General features: G+C 72.8%; 9 protein-coding genes. 4 read left to right on the top strand and 5 right to left on the bottom strand.

The window, feature by feature from the left end:
• Positions 1–50: 50 nt before the first annotated feature.
• Entirely contained in the window at positions 51–1,559 is a 1,509-nt protein-coding gene (rpsA, locus tag AB0D44_RS03190) for a 30S ribosomal protein S1 (protein ID WP_327413389.1), read from the bottom strand.
• A 440-nt stretch (positions 1,560–1,999) separates the two neighbouring features.
• On the opposite strand from rpsA, the gene AB0D44_RS03185 reads away from it, so the two are divergent.
• The gene (locus AB0D44_RS03185; protein ID WP_362583539.1) at positions 2,000–2,887 is read left to right on the top strand and encodes a class I SAM-dependent methyltransferase; all 888 of its coding nucleotides are present in this window, start codon (positions 2,000–2,002) and stop codon (positions 2,885–2,887) included.
• A gap of 4 nt (positions 2,888–2,891) precedes the next feature.
• Positions 2,892–5,621 (top strand): ATP-dependent helicase C-terminal domain-containing protein, encoded by a 2,730-nt coding sequence (locus AB0D44_RS03180; protein ID WP_362583536.1) that lies wholly within the window; start codon positions 2,892–2,894, stop codon positions 5,619–5,621.
• On the opposite strand, the gene AB0D44_RS03175 is transcribed toward AB0D44_RS03180, so the two are convergent.
• The 3 genes from AB0D44_RS03175 to AB0D44_RS03165 all read right to left on the bottom strand — a co-directional run bounded on the left by AB0D44_RS03175 (position 5,611) and on the right by AB0D44_RS03165 (position 8,137).
• Positions 5,611–6,585, bottom strand: coding sequence for a DUF3068 domain-containing protein (locus AB0D44_RS03175; RefSeq protein WP_362583534.1), 975 nt, complete (start codon positions 6,583–6,585; stop codon positions 5,611–5,613). The two genes, AB0D44_RS03180 and AB0D44_RS03175, sit on opposite strands and share 11 nt — an antisense overlap.
• Before the next feature lie 14 nt (positions 6,586–6,599).
• The gene (locus AB0D44_RS03170) at positions 6,600–6,740 is read right to left on the bottom strand and encodes an SPW_0924 family protein (RefSeq protein ID WP_362583532.1); all 141 of its coding nucleotides are present in this window, start codon (positions 6,738–6,740) and stop codon (positions 6,600–6,602) included.
• A 77-nt stretch (positions 6,741–6,817) separates the two neighbouring features.
• Positions 6,818–8,137 (bottom strand): lytic transglycosylase domain-containing protein, encoded by a 1,320-nt coding sequence (locus AB0D44_RS03165; RefSeq protein WP_362583529.1) that lies wholly within the window; start codon positions 8,135–8,137, stop codon positions 6,818–6,820.
• Positions 8,138–8,285: 148 nt separating this feature from the next.
• On the opposite strand from AB0D44_RS03165, the gene AB0D44_RS03160 reads away from it, so the two are divergent.
• Positions 8,286–9,137, top strand: coding sequence for a DUF4184 family protein (locus AB0D44_RS03160; protein WP_362583527.1), 852 nt, complete (start codon positions 8,286–8,288; stop codon positions 9,135–9,137).
• A 74-nt stretch (positions 9,138–9,211) separates the two neighbouring features.
• Here the strand turns inward: AB0D44_RS03160 and polA are convergent, their stop codons facing one another.
• A complete protein-coding gene (gene polA, locus AB0D44_RS03155) occupies positions 9,212–11,935 on the bottom strand; it encodes a DNA polymerase I (RefSeq protein WP_362583524.1) in 2,724 nt (907 codons plus the stop codon).
• A gap of 131 nt (positions 11,936–12,066) precedes the next feature.
• Here polA and AB0D44_RS03150 point away from each other — a divergent pair, with 131 nt between their 5' ends.
• Positions 12,067–14,337, top strand: coding sequence for an FdhF/YdeP family oxidoreductase (locus AB0D44_RS03150; protein WP_362583521.1), 2,271 nt, complete (start codon positions 12,067–12,069; stop codon positions 14,335–14,337).
• Positions 14,338–14,348 lie beyond the last annotated feature (11 nt).

The raw sequence follows: 14,348 nt of genomic DNA, 5'->3' as shown, positions 1-14,348 counted from the left end.
TTCAGCTCAACCAGCTCGGCTCACGCCCGGAGGCGTGGTGCGCGCTGCGATCAGCTCTGGCCGCCGGCCAGCTTCTCGCGGAGCGCGGCCAGGGCCTCGTCCGAGGCCAGGGCGCCGGAGGTCTCGTCCGACTCCGAGGAGTACGAACCACCCGAGATGCCCGCACCGGCGTTGCCACCGGCGGCCGGGGCGGCAGCGCCCTCGGCAGCGGCGGCCTCGTCGGCCTCGCGGCTCTTGATGACCTGGGCCTGGTGCTGCTCGAAGCGCTGCTGCGCCTCGGCGTACTGGGTCTCCCAGGCCTCGCGCTGCTTCTCGTAGCCCTCGAGCCAGTCGTTGGTCTCGGGGTCGAAGCCCTCGGGGTAGATGTAGTTGCCCTGGTCGTCGTACGACGCGGCCATGCCGTACAGGGTCGGGTCGAACTCGACCGACGCCGGGTCGGCACCGAAGGACTCGTTGGCCTGCTTCAGGGACAGCGAGATCCGGCGACGCTCGAGGTCGATGTCGATGACCTTGACGAAGATCTCGTCGTTGACCTGGACGACCTGCTCCGGGATCTCCACGTGGCGCTCGGCCAGCTCGGAGATGTGGACCAGACCCTCGATGCCCTCGTCCACGCGGACGAACGCACCGAACGGAACCAGCTTGGTGACCTTACCCGGGACGACCTGGCCGATCTGGTGGGTCCGGGCGAACTGCTGCCACGGGTCCTCCTGCGTCGCCTTCAGCGACAGGGAGACACGCTCGCGGTCCATGTCGACGTCGAGGACCTCGACGGTGACTTCCTGGCCGACCTCGACAACCTCGGACGGGTGGTCGATGTGCTTCCAGGACAGCTCGGAGACGTGGACGAGACCGTCGACGCCGCCCAGGTCCACGAAGGCACCGAAGTTGACGATCGAGGAAACGACGCCGGAGCGGACCTGACCCTTCTGCAGGGTGGTGAGGAACGTCTGGCGGACCTCGGACTGGGTCTGCTCGAGCCAGGCACGGCGGGACAGGACCACGTTGTTGCGGTTCTTGTCCAGCTCGATGATCTTCGCCTCGAGCTCCTTGCCCACGTAGGGCTGGAGGTCGCGGACGCGGCGCATCTCGACGAGGGAGGCCGGCAGGAAGCCGCGGAGGCCGATGTCGAGGATGAGACCACCCTTGACGACCTCGATGACGGTACCGGTGACGATGCCGTCTTCTTCCTTGATCTTCTCGATCGTGCCCCAGGCACGCTCGTACTGAGCGCGCTTCTTGGACAGGATCAGACGGCCTTCCTTGTCCTCCTTCTGGAGAACCAGGGCCTCGATCTCGTCGCCGACCTTGACGACCTCGTTCGGGTCGACGTCGTGCTTGATCGAGAGCTCGCGGCTCGGGATCACGCCTTCGGTCTTGTAACCGATGTCGAGCAGGACCTCGTCCCGGTCGACCTTCACGATGACGCCGTCGACGATGTCGCCGTCGTTGAAGTACTTGATCGTCTCGTCGATCGCGGCGAGGAAGGCTTCCTCGTTACCGATGTCGTTGACCGCTACCTGCGGGGTGGTAGAGGTGGTCTCGGTGCTGCTCGTCATGTGGGAAAGGGCTCCGGTTACGGACAGAAAGTCGTAGGTACTGCTACGCCGGGAGCCCTTATCGGCATCTGCCGAAGCCGGACAGCCAAGGAGACCCCCACTTCCGCGAAGAGCGGCGGGGCCTCGAAAACCGAGGGGACATCAACAGATGCAAGCGCAGCCTGCTAGGTCTGAGGAGCACAGGCTCGCAGCGCAACTTGTAGCATACGGGGGCAGCCGGACACGGTCAATGCGCGAAGGCGGACACCCCCGGCGGATCGCCGTATTACCGGCACAATTCGTGGGCGGGGAGGCCGTGATGACGCTTCCCGACCGCTTTCCGCGGCGAGCCACGGACAGCCGCCGGCCGCACGCGGGCCTGCCCACGGGCATGCGCCGGGCACGCACACATGACATCCGCTGACATCCACAGACATTCGCAGACTACGACGACGGGCCCCATGAACCAAGAGGACTACGTCCCCGAAGACGCGTACGACGCCGATCCGCACTCGGTCGTCGCCTCCGACGCCTCCGACGCCTCCGACGACGCCGAGGCGACGCGGCGTGACGCCGGGGAGGCGGAGAGCAGCCGGGCCAGCCGCGGCTGGTGGGACCGCAACGCCGACGAGTACCAGAGCGAGCACGGCGCCTTCCTCGGCGACGACCGCTTCGTATGGGGGCCCGAGGGGCTCGACGAGGCGGACGCGGCCCTCCTCGGCCCGGCCTCCTCCCTCAAGGACAAGGACGTCCTGGAGATCGGCGCCGGAGCGGCCCAGTGCTCGCGCTGGCTCGCCGCCCGGGGCGCCCGCCCCGTCGCCCTCGACCTCTCCCACCGCCAGCTCCAGCACGCCCTGCGCATCGGCGGCGGCGACGTGCCGGCGGTCCGGCTGGTCGAGGCCGACGCCGGCCGGCTGCCCTTCCGGGACGCCTCCTTCGACCTGGCCTGTTCCGCCTACGGCGCCATCCCCTTCGTCGCCGACCCGGTGAACGTGATGCGCGAGGTGCGCCGCGTGCTCCGTCCCGGCGGCCGGTGGGTCTTCTCCGTCACCCACCCCATCCGCTGGGCCTTCCCCGACGAGCCCGGCCCCGCGGGGCTGTCCGTGGCCGCCTCCTACTTCGACCGCACGCCCTACGTGGAGCAGGACGAGCAGGGCCGCGCCGTGTACGTGGAGCACCACCGCACCATCGGCGACCGGGTCCGCGACGTGGTGGCCGGCGGCTTCCGCCTGGTCGACCTGGTCGAGCCGGAGTGGCCCGAGTGGAACAGCCAGGAGTGGGGCGGCTGGTCTCCGCTGCGCGGCAACCTGATCCCGGGTACGGCGATCTTCGTCTGCGAGAGGGACTGATCCCTTGATCCGCCACTCGGCCCTCGACGCGCTTCCGGTACGGGAGGCCGTGCCCGCGCTCGTCGCGGCACTGGACGCCCGCGGCACCGCCGTGCTCTGCGCCCCGCCCGGCACCGGCAAGACCACGCTGGTGCCGCTGGTACTGGCGGGGCTGGTGGGGGACGGGCCCCGGCGGCGTGTCGTGGTGGCCGAGCCCCGGCGGATCGCCGCACGGGCGGCAGCGCGGCGGATGGCGTGGCTGCTGGGCGAAGGGGTCGGGGGCTCGGTCGGCTTCACGGTGCGCGGAGAGCGGGTGGCGGGGCCGGCGACGGTGGTGGAGGTGGTCACCACCGGTGTGCTGCTGCAGCGGCTCCAGCGGGACCAGGAGCTGTCCGGGGTGGACGTGGTGGTCCTGGACGAGTGCCACGAGCGGCACCTGGACGCCGATACGGTCGCCGCCTTCCTGCTGGACGTACGGGACACCCTGCGCCCGGATCTCCGGCTGGTGGCGGCTTCGGCGACGACCGACGCGGCGGGGTGGTCGCGCGTCCTCGGCCGGGGAGGTTCCGCAGACGCGCCGGTGGTGGAGGCCGCGGGAGTCTCGTACCCGGTGGAGACGGTCTGGGCCCCGCCGGCCCGGCCGGTGAAGCCGCCGCACGGCATGCGGGTGGATCCGGCACAGCTGGCGCACGTGGCCTCGGTGGTGCGCCGGGCACTGGCGGAACGTTCCGGCGACGTCCTGTGCTTCCTGCCCGGCGTCGGGGAGATCGCCCGGGTCGCCGGGCAGCTGGGCGGGGTGGACGCGGAGGTGCTCCAGGTCCACGGACGGGCCCCGGCCCCGGTGCAGGAAGCGGTGCTGACCCCCTCGGACCACCGGCGGGTGATTCTGGCGACGGCGGTCGCGGAGTCCAGCCTCACCGTGCCCGGGGTGCGCGTGGTGGTGGACTCCGGGCTGGCCCGCGAACCGCGGGTGGACCATGCGCGGGGGCTGGGTGCGCTGGCGACCGTACGGGCCTCCCGCGCGGCCGGGCGCCAGCGGGCGGGCCGGGCCGGGCGTGAGGCGCCGGGTGCGGTCTACCGCTGCTGGACCGAGGCGGAGGACGGCCTGCTCCCCGCCTTCCCGGCGCCGGAGATCCGCATGGCGGACCTGGCGCAGTTCGCCTTGCAGGCGGCGTGCTGGGGCGACCCGGACGCGGCCGGTCTGGCGCTGCCGGACCCGCCACCCGCCGGGGCGATGGCCGCGGCGCGGGAGGTGCTGGTGGCGGTCGGCGCGGTGGACGCGGCGGGGCGGCCGACCTCGCGGGGCCTGCGGATGGCCCGGCTCGGGCTGCACCCGCGGCTGGCGCGTGCGCTGCTGGACGGGGCCGCGGCGCTCGGCCCCCGGCGGGCGGCCGAGATCGTGGCGCTGCTCAGCGAGGAGCCGCCGCGGGAGTACGCGGACGACCTGGCCTCGGCCTGGCGTTCCGCCCGCCGGGGCGTCGACGCCTATGCCGCGCGCTGGCGCGCGGAGGCCCGGCGGCTGGAGCGGGCCGTGGGGGAGCCTGCAGGGCTCTCCCCCACCCCGTCCCTTCCCGGAACCGGGGCTGGCGACCCCGGCCGCCGCTCCCGGGGCGCGGCCCCCGATGCCCGCGCCGCACACGCCGGCGGGGCCGGATCGTCCCCGGCCGGGGCCTGCATGTCGCTGCCCGGAGCCCCGCCGCACGTGGCGGGCGGCAGCAGCCGAAATCCGGCCCCTGCGGCGTTTGAGGAGCGCGGTCCGGGGCGGAGCCCCGGTGACGACGCCGCCGCCGGGCTCGTGGCGGCCCTGGCGTTCCCCGAGCGGGTCGCCAAGGCCAAGGGCGAGGCGGCCTTCCTCATGGCCTCCGGCACCGCGGCCGAGCTCGGCGAGGGGTCGCAGCTGCGCCGCGCGCCCTGGCTCGCGGTCGCCGTCGCCGACCGCCTCCCGCACTCCGCCTCCGCCCGCGTCCGGCTGGCGGCCGCCATCGACGAGGACACCGCTCTGGCCGCCGCCGCCCATCTGCGGACCGACGGCGAAGAGGTGCACTGGGAGGACGGGAACCTCGTCGCCCGTGCGGCGCAGCGGCTCGGGGCCATCGAGCTCGCGGTGCGCCCGTTGCCCGACCCCGACCCGGCGCTGGTACGGGCCGCCCTGCTCGACGGGCTGCGCGCCGAGGGGCTCGGCCTGCTGCGCTGGTCCGCGGACGCGCAGGCGCTGCGGGCCCGGCTGGGCTTCCTGCACCGGACGCTCGGCGGCGCATGGCCCGACGTGGCCGACGACGGCGCCCTGCTGGACCGCGCCGGCGACTGGCTGGAGCCCGAGCTGTCGCGGGCCCGGCGCCGGGCGGATCTCGGACGGATCGACGCGGGGCAGGCCCTGACCCGGCTCCTCCCCTGGGCCACCGGCGAGGCCTCCCGGCTGGACGAGCTGGCTCCGGAACGCCTCGAGGTGCCCAGCGGATCCCGGATCCGGGTGGACTACTCCGCCGAACACGGGCAGCCGGTGCTCGCCGTCAAGCTCCAGGAGCTGTTCGGCCTGGCCGAGACCCCCCGGATCGCGGGCGTGCCCGTCCTCGTCCACCTGCTGTCGCCGGCCGGACGGCCCGCCGCGGTCACCGCCGACCTCGCCTCCTTCTGGCAGGGCGGCTACCGCGCCGTCCGCGCCGAGCTGCGCGGCCGCTACCCCAAGCACCCGTGGCCCGAGGACCCGTCCACCGCGGAGCCCACCCGCCACACCAACGCCCGGCTCAGGCGCTGACCTCCTCCCGCGGGCCGCGCCGGCTCCTCGCCTGCAGCCACAGCGCGAGCGCCAGGAGCACCAGCCCGCCGGCCGCCAGGCCGACCGGGGCGTAGGTGTGCAGCGCGAGGACCTTCGTGCGGTTCGAGGCGACCAGGTCGAGGGTGTACTTCGCGTAGTCCTCGCGCATCTTCACGTGCCCGGCGAAGGCGGTGAGCTTGCCGTCGGGTCCGCCCGCCGCGATCCCGCCGCGCATCTCCTGCTGGATCTCCTGCTCGGCGTTGACAGGGGCCCCGGTCACCGGGTCGACCCAGAACATCGCCTTGGTCGTGTACCAGAGGGTGGTGCCGGTGGTCGCCTCGATCGTCGCCGGGTCGATGCCCTCGATCGGCATCTTCTTCGGCATGGCGACCTTGGTCCACGGGACGGTCTGCTCGAAGTAGTAGACGTCCATGCCGCGGTAGGTGCGCGGGCCGACGTAGTGGATCGGCGAGGAGGTGCGGGTCTGCGCGTCGAAGTACAGGTAGTCGCGCGGCTCGGTGAAGAACGGCCACTTGAACTCGATGCCCTGCCGTGTGACCGGGTCCCCGTCGACCATCTCGCCGGTGGCGTGCACCGGGTCCTGGGTGTGGGCGTCGAAGATGTAGCGCTCCGGGATCTGGGAGACCATCTTCCCCTCCGGGTCCATGATGTGCGTCAGCGTGTCCCAGACCACGACGTCCTTGCCGGCGCTGGACTCGATCTCCTTCGAGGCCTCGACGTTGCCCTTGAGCGTCTGGACGATGGTGACCTTGTCGACCTTCTTGGGCTGCATGCCGTTGAAGTAGTCGAGGAGGGTGGCGTCCTTCGCCTCCAGGACCATCTCCTGGTACTGGTTCGGCGGGATCTTGGCGAGCCGCGGGTACGCGTACCAGCGCAGCAGCGGTGCGAGGGCCGCGCAGAACACGGCGAGGGCCAGCAGGACGAGGCTCGCTCTGCGTCGCATGACCGGGCCCTCCTCTACTGTCCGGGCGCGGGGGGCGCGGTGGTGAGCAGGGGCTTGGGCGAGGTCGTGCCTTCGGGCGCCCCGAGCGCCGTGATGGCGAGGACGAGGAGCACCGCGAGCACGAGCCCGCCGGCGGCGGCGGTGAATGCGCGCATGCCGGGCCTCCGGAATCTGATAGGGCGTCAGGGCGGAGGCACCGTAGCAATGCGGACGCGAGATGAGAACCGTTCGACTACGGGGTTTCCCCCGAGGCAGTCGGCGTCGGCGTGGCGGACGGGGAGGGCGCGGCGGAGGCGGACGGCTCGGGAGCCGCGGGCTCGGCGGTCGCGGTGGCCGTCGGGGGCCGACTCGTACTCGGGCTCGCACTCGGGCTCACACTCGGGCTCGGGCTCGGCGCACGCGTCGGGGAAGCGGTCGGGGCGGGAGTGCGAGGGGGAGTGGGGCGGGGAGTCGGCGTGGGACTGGGCGTGGGTGTCGGAGTCGGGGCCGGGGTGGGGGCCGGGGTGGGCGTGGGGCTCGGGGTGGGCGTGGGGGTCGGCTTCGGGTCCGGCGTAGGCGTGGGCGTAGGAGTAGGCGTCGGCGCAGGAGTGGGAGTCGGGGACGGCTTCGGGTCCGGCTCAGGGCTCGGGCTCGGGCTCGGCTGCGGGTTCGGCCGGGTCTGCGCAGGTGCGGGGGCGGGCGTGCCCCCCGCGTCCGGGACCTGGTGCGTCCCCTTGAGGTAGTAGGTGAACCAGGACCGCACCGTCCGCAGGTACTCCGCGGAGTGGTTGTACGAGAGCACGGCCCGGTCCAGGTCGGCCTCCACCCCCAGGTCGCGGCTGCCCGCGCACAGGTACCGCCCGGCTGCGAGGGCCGCGTCGTACACGTTGTTGGGGTTCCGCCGCCCGTCGCCGTCCGCGTCCTGGCCCCAGGCGGCCCATGTGGAGGGGATGAACTGCATGGGCCCGACCGCCCGGTCGTACCGGGCGTCCCCGTCGTACGCCCCGCCGTCCGTGTCCGGTATGTTCGCGAAGCCGTTGCCGTCGAGCACGGGGCCCAGGATCGGCCGCAGCGTGGTCCCGGACGCGTCCACGCGGCCGCCGCGCGCCTGCCCGGATTCCACCTTGCCTATCGCCGCCAGCAGTTGCCAGCGCAGCCCGCAGCGGGCGTCGCTCTCCCCCACCGTCTTCTCCGCCCGCAGGTACGCGGCGAGCACGCTCGCGGGTATCCCCTGCGCACCGGCGGCGAAGGCGACCGCCGCGCCCGCGTCCCCGGCCGCGGGAACGGTCTCGGGCGCCGCCTGCCCGGCGGCGGCCGCAGGAGGTCCGTCCGGCAGCACCACGGCCGGCGGCTCGGGGCTCACCAGCGGCGGGAGTTCGGTGAAGTAGGAGCCGTCCCCTCCGGCTCCGGCGTCCGGGAGGGGGTGCGCGGCGCCGTCCCCGGCCGCGGAGATCCGTTCCGCGCGCCCGGCGGCCGGCCCCTGGGAGGCGGTCACGGCGGCGACCACCAGCGCGGAGACCAGGGCTGCCGCCGCGCCCCTGCGCAGCCTGCGTCCGAATATGCGAGCCGACATGAGCTGGACCCCTCCCCCTCGACGTCGGCGTGACCCTACGTCAACTCCCTGCACAGGGCACGCACGACGAGGTGGAATTCACCACATCCCCACGTCCTGGGCAGGTCGCGCATACTGGTCCGGACCGACACGCACCAGGAGCACCGCCATGCCGTTCACCCTCAGCCATGCGGCTGCCGTCCTTCCGGCCGTCCGTCGGACCGGGCGGGCGCGGGGGCCGTTGGTCGCCTCGGCGCTGGTCCTCGGATCGTTCGCACCGGACACGTTCTACTTCGCCGACGCGGTCGTGGGCGGAGTGATGTCGTACGGCGCCTTCACGCACTCCCTGCCGGGCGTGCTCACTGCGGACGCCGCGCTCACCGCCGTCCTCGTGGCGTACTGGCTGCTGCTGCGCGAGCCGCTGGTCGCGCTCCTGCCGCGCGCCTGGCGGGGGCGGGTGCACGCCTTCGTGCGGGGCGAGCACTGGCGGGGGCGCCAACTGCGCGCGCTCGCCCTCTGGTTCTACCTGTCGGCGGTCGCGGGCTCCCTCACGCACGTGGTGTGGGACAGCTTCACGCACCTGGACCGCTGGGGAACCAATGCCCTGCCCGCGCTCGGTGAGCCGCTGGCCTTCGGCCTGCCCCTCTACTCGTACCTGCAGTACGGGAGTTCGGCGGCCGCCGCCTGCGCCCTCGTCTGGTTCGCGGCCACCGCGCTGCGCCGGATCGCGCCCCGCCCCGTGCCCGCGTCCGTGCCGGTGCTGACCCGTCTCGAGGCCGGAGGTGCGGCGGCCCTGCTCGTGGGGTGCGTGGCGGCCGGGGTCACGGTGCGCGTGATCCGCTTCTTCACGTTCTTCGACCGGATCCGCACGCCGCTCGACATCATCCCGACCGTCTGTTTCGGTGCGGGCGGCGGCCTCGCCGTGGGCCTGCTGCTGTACGGGGCCGCGGTACGGCTCCGGCACCGCGGCGACCGCTCCCCCACGGGCGAGGACGCGCGAACGCCCGTCCCCACCGCATAGCGAGGACGCGCGAACGCCCGTCCCCACCGCATAGCGGGGACGGGCGCAGCGCGGTTCCCGGGCGGGCGGGCGGGTCAGTGGGCGGCGGACTCCCAGTCGGAGCCGACGCCCACGGACACGTCCAGCGGGGCCCGGAGCTCGACGGCGGCGCCCATCTCGCGGCGCACCAGCTCCTCCACCCGCTCGCGCTCGCCCGGGGCGATCTCGAGCACGATTTCGTCGTGGACCTGGAGCAGCATCCGCGACGCCAGCCCGGCCGCGACGATCGCCTTGTCCACGCGCAGCATCGCGACCTTGACGATGTCGGCGGCGGTGCCCTGGATGGGGGCGTTGAGCGCCATCCGCTCGGCGGCCTCGCGGCGCTGGCGGTTGTCGCTGCCCAGGTCGGGCAGGTACCGGCGGCGTCCGAAGACCGTCGCCGTGTAGCCGGTGGCCCTGGCCTCGTCGACGACGCGGCGCAGGTAGTCCCGCACCCCGCCGAACCGCTCGAAGTAGGTCTCCATCAGGCCGCGGGCCTCGGCGGGGTCGATGTTCAGCTGCTGCGAGAGGCCGAAGGCGGACAGCCCGTACGCCAGCCCGTAGGACATCGCCTTGATCTTGCGCCGCATTTCGGCGTCGACCGCGGACCGCTCCACGCCGAACACCTGGGAGGCGACGGTGGTGTGCAGGTCCTCGCCGGTCGCGAACGCCTCGATCAGGCCCTCGTCCTCGGAGAGGTGGGCCATCACGCGCAGCTCGATCTGGCTGTAGTCGGCGGTCATGAGGGACTCGTAGCCCTCGCCGACGACGAAGCCACGGCGGATGGCGCGGCCCTCGTCGGTGCGCACCGGCACGTTCTGCAGGTTGGGGTCGGTGGAGGACAGCCGGCCGGTCGCGGCGACGGTCTGGCTGAAGCTGGTGTGCACGCGGCCGTCGGCGCCGATCGTCTTGACCAGGCCCTCGACGGTGACGCGCAGCTTGGCCTGCTCCCGGTGGCGCAGCATGATCACCGGGAGTTCGTGGTCGGTCTGCGTGGCCAGCCAGGCCAGTGCGTCCGCGTCCGTGGTGTAGCCGGTCTTGGTCTTCTTGGTCTTCGGCAGGTCCAGCTCGCCGAAGAAGATCTCCTGGAGCTGCTTGGGCGAGCCGAGGTTGAACTCGTGGCCGACCGCCGCGTGCGCCTCCTTCACCGCCTGCTGCACCGCTCCGGCGAACTGCTGCACCATGGCCTCCAGGTGGTCGCGGTCGGCGGCGATGCCGGCCCGCTCCATCCGGGCCAGCAGCTCGGACGTCGGCAGCTCCATGTCGTGCAGCAGCTCCACCGCCCCGACCTCGGCGAGCTTGCCGGTGAAGGCCTCGCCCAGGTCCAGGACGGCGCGGGCCTGCGCCATCAGCGCCTCCGCCTCGGCCGTCTCGTCGGCGCCGAAGGCCAGCTGCCCGTCGGCGGCGGCCGGCGCCAGCTCGCGGTGCAGGTATTCGTTGGACAGCAGGTCCAGGGCGAAGGACCGGCGGCCCGGCTTGACCAAGTAGGCGGCGAGCGCGGTGTCCATGGTGACGCCGGCGAGGGTCCAGCCGTGCTCGGGGAAGACCCGCATCAGGCCCTTGGCGTTGTGCACCACCTTCGGCTGCGCGGCATCGGCGGCCCAGGCCGCGAAGGCCCGCTCGTCGGACTCGTCCAGCTCGGACGGCTCGAACCAGGCGGCCGCCCCGTCGGCGGCGGCCAGTGCGATCTCGCTGACGTTGCCCTGGCCCAGCGCCCAGCTGTCGACGGTGGAGATGCCGAGCGGCGCGCCGGCGCGGGCCTCGAGCCACGGCGCGAGCTCGCCCGCGCCGATCACCGAGCCGTCCAGCTCCACACCCGCGGCCACCGGAGCCGGCGCCTCGGCCTCGGCCGCGCCCGGGTCCACGGCCAGCAGCCGCTCGCGCAGCGAGGCGTTGCGGATCTCCAGTACGTCCAGGACCCCGGTGACAGCGGACCGGTCGTAGGGGAGGCGGGTCAGGTCGGCGGGCGACTTGGGCAGCTCCACGTCCTTGACCATCTCGGTCAGGACGCGGTTGAGCTTGACGGACTCCAGGTGGTCCCGGAAGTTCTGCCCGGCCTTGCCCTTGACCTCCTCGGCGCGCTCGACGAGCTGCGCGAAGGACCCGAACTGGGTGATCCACTTGGCGGCGGTCTTCTCGCCGACGCCCGGGATGCCGGGCAGGTTGTCCGACGGGTCGCCGCGCAGCGCGGCGAAGTCCGGGTACTGCTGGGGGGTGAGTCCGTACTTCTCCTCGACCTTCTGCGGGGTGAACCGCGTCAGCTCGGAGACGCCCTTGGTCGGGTACAGCACGGTGGTGTGCTCGGAGACGAGCTGGAAGGAGTCCCGGTCGCCCGTGACGATCAGCACCTCGAAGCCGAGGGCCTCCGCCTGCGTCGCCAGCGTCGCGATGACGTCGTCGGCCTCGTAGCCGTCGATGGCGAACCGCGGCACGTGCATCGCGTCGAGCAGCTCGCCGATCAGCTCGACCTGCCCCTTGAACTCGTCGGGGGTCTTGGAGCGGTTCGCCTTGTACTCGGGGAACTCCGTCGAGCGCCACGTCTTGCGCGAGACGTCGAACGCCACCGCGAAGTGCGTGGGCGCCTCGTCGCGCAGCGTGTTCGCCAGCATCGACGCGAAGCCGTAGATGGCGTTGGTCGGCTGGCCGGTCGCGGTCGTGAAGTTCTCCGCGGGCAGCGCGAAGAACGCCCGGTACGCCAGGGAGTGCCCGTCCATGAGCATCAGGCGGGGGCGGTCCGCTGCGGTCGTCTGGTCGGTCTTCTTCGATGCTGTCTCTGCCACGCCCCCGATCCTAGGCGCCCCCACCGACAAATCCGGACGGCCTGTGCGGGGCGGCAAATCCGCCGTCGGCGATGTCGGCGGAGCGTGACAGGATCGGATGTGTACGCGAAGACTGCTCGAAGGGGAGCGCCATGGCCACCAAGCCGCCCGCAGGTGATCCGGTACAGGACGCGCCCCAGGTCGCGCCTCCGAAGCACGCGGCCGCCGGGCTCCCCGCGATCGGGCACACCCTGAAGATCGCGCAGCAGCAGATGGGGCTGGCCCGTACCGCCCGCACCCTGCTCAAGGTCAACCAGAAGGACGGCTTCGACTGCCCCGGCTGCGCCTGGCCCGAGGGCGACAAGCGGCACACCGCCGAGTTCTGCGAGAACGGCGCCAAGGCCGTGGCGGAGGAGGCCACCCTGCGCCGGGTCACCCCGGAGTTCTTCGCCGCGCACCCGCTGGCCGATCTGGCCGGCCGGTCGGGCTACTGGCTGGGACAGCAGGGCCGCATCACGCAGCCGATGTACCTGCCCGAGGGCGGCGACCGGTACGAGGCGGTGAGCTGGGAGCGGGCCTTCGCGATCATCGCGGAGGAGCTGCACGCCCTGGCCTCCCCCGACGAGGCCCTCTTCTACACCTCGGGCCGCACCAGCAACGAGGCGGCGTTCCTCTTCCAGCTCTTCGCCCGTGAATTCGGCACGAACAACCTGCCCGACTGCTCCAACATGTGCCACGAGTCCTCGGGCTCCGCGCTGAACGAGACCATCGGGATCGGCAAGGGCAGCGTCTCCCTGGAAGACCTCCACCAGGCCGAACTGATCATCGTGGCCGGGCAGAACCCGGGGACCAACCACCCGCGCATGCTCTCCGCCCTGGAGCAGGCCAAGGCCGCCGGCGCGAAGATCATCTCGGTGAACCCGCTGCCCGAGGCCGGCATGGAGCGGTTCAAGAACCCCCAGAGCCCCCTCGGCATGCTCAAGGGCACCGCCCTCAACGATCTGTTCCTGCAGATCCGCATCGGCGGCGACCAGGCGCTCTTCCGCCTCCTGAACAAGCTGGTCATCGAGGCGGACGGGGCCACCGACGAGGCGTTCATCCGTGAACACACCCACGGCTACGACGCGTTCGCGGCCGCTGCCAAGGAGGCCGACTGGCCGGAGACCCTCGCGGCCACCGGCCTGACCCGGCCCGAGATCGAGCGCGCCCTCGCCATGATCCTGGACTCGAAGCGCACGATCGTCTGCTGGGCCATGGGCCTGACCCAGCACAAGCACGCCGTCGCCACCATCCGCGAGGTCGTCAACCTCCTCCTGCTGCGCGGCGACATCGGCCGCCCCGGCGCGGGCGTCTGCCCGGTCCGCGGCCACTCCAACGTGCAGGGCGACCGCACCATGGGGATCTTCGAGCGGCCGGCGCCCGCCTTCCTCGACGCCCTTGACCGCGAGTTCGCGATCACCTCGCCCCGGCACCACGGGTTCGACGTGGTCCGCTCCATCCGGGCCCTGCGCGACGGCGAGGCCAAGGTCCTCTTCGCCATGGGCGGCAACTTCGTCGGCGCCACCCCCGACACCGAGGTCACCGAGGCCGCGATCCGCCGGGCTTCCCTGACCGTGCACGTCTCCACCAAGCTCAACCGCTCCCACGCGGTCACCGGCAGGCGCGCCCTGATCCTGCCCACCCTGGGCCGGACCGACAAGGACGTACAGGCCGGCGGCAAGCAGTTCGTGACCGTCGAGGACTCCATGGGCCTGGTCCACTCCTCCCGCGGAAACCTCGCCCCCGCCAGCCCCCACCTGCTCTCCGAGCCGGCCATCGTGGCCCGCATGGCCCGCGCCGTCCTGGGCAGTGCCTCGAAGACGCCGTGGGAGGAGTTCGAGAAGGACTACGGGGCCATCCGCGACCGGATCGCCCGCGTGGTCCCGGGCTTCGAGGACTTCAACGCCAAGGTGGCCCGCCCGGGCGGGTTCCGGCTGCCGCACGCCCCGCGCGACGAGCGGCGCTTCCCCACGAAGACCGGCAAGGCCAATTTCACGGCCGCGCCGGTGGAGTACCCGAAGGTTCCCCAGGGGCGGCTGCTCCTGCAGACCCTGCGCAGCCACGACCAGTACAACACCACGATCTACGGGCTCGACGACCGCTACCGCGGGATCAGCGGCGGCCGCCGCGTCGTGATGGTCAACCCCGAGGACGCCGCCGAGCTGGGGCTCGCGGACGGCGCGTACACCGACCTGGTCAGCGAGTGGAAGGACGGCGTCGAGCGGCGGGCCCCCGGCTTCCGCGTCGTGCACTACCCGACCGCCCGCGGCTGCGCGGCCGCGTACTACCCCGAGACGAACGTGCTGGTCCCGCTCGACTCCACCGCGGACACCAGCAATACCCCGGCGAGCAAGTCCGTCGTCATCCGCTTCGAACCGGCCTGATAGAACGACCT

This window comes from Streptomyces sp. NPDC048349, from assembly GCF_040651925.1.
In the GTDB taxonomy this organism is placed as follows: domain Bacteria; phylum Actinomycetota; class Actinomycetes; order Streptomycetales; family Streptomycetaceae; genus Streptomyces.
Note: the sequence above shows the minus strand (reverse complement) of the source record. Positions and strands in the feature narration are given on the sequence as shown.

Bases quoted from the DNA above. Each gene is read 5' to 3' on its own strand.
- rpsA (WP_327413389.1), bottom strand. From the start codon at position 1,559: ATGACGAGCAGCACCGAGACCACCTCTACCACCCCGCAGGTAGCGGTC.
- AB0D44_RS03185 (WP_362583539.1), top strand. From the start codon at position 2,000: ATGAACCAAGAGGACTACGTCCCCGAAGACGCGTACGACGCCGATCCG.
- AB0D44_RS03150 (WP_362583521.1), top strand. From the start codon at position 12,067: ATGGCCACCAAGCCGCCCGCAGGTGATCCGGTACAGGACGCGCCCCAG.
- AB0D44_RS03170 (WP_362583532.1), bottom strand. From the start codon at position 6,740: ATGCGCGCATTCACCGCCGCCGCCGGCGGGCTCGTGCTCGCGGTGCTC.
- AB0D44_RS03160 (WP_362583527.1), top strand. From the start codon at position 8,286: ATGCCGTTCACCCTCAGCCATGCGGCTGCCGTCCTTCCGGCCGTCCGT.
- AB0D44_RS03175 (WP_362583534.1), bottom strand. From the start codon at position 6,585: ATGCGACGCAGAGCGAGCCTCGTCCTGCTGGCCCTCGCCGTGTTCTGC.
- AB0D44_RS03165 (WP_362583529.1), bottom strand. From the start codon at position 8,137: ATGTCGGCTCGCATATTCGGACGCAGGCTGCGCAGGGGCGCGGCGGCA.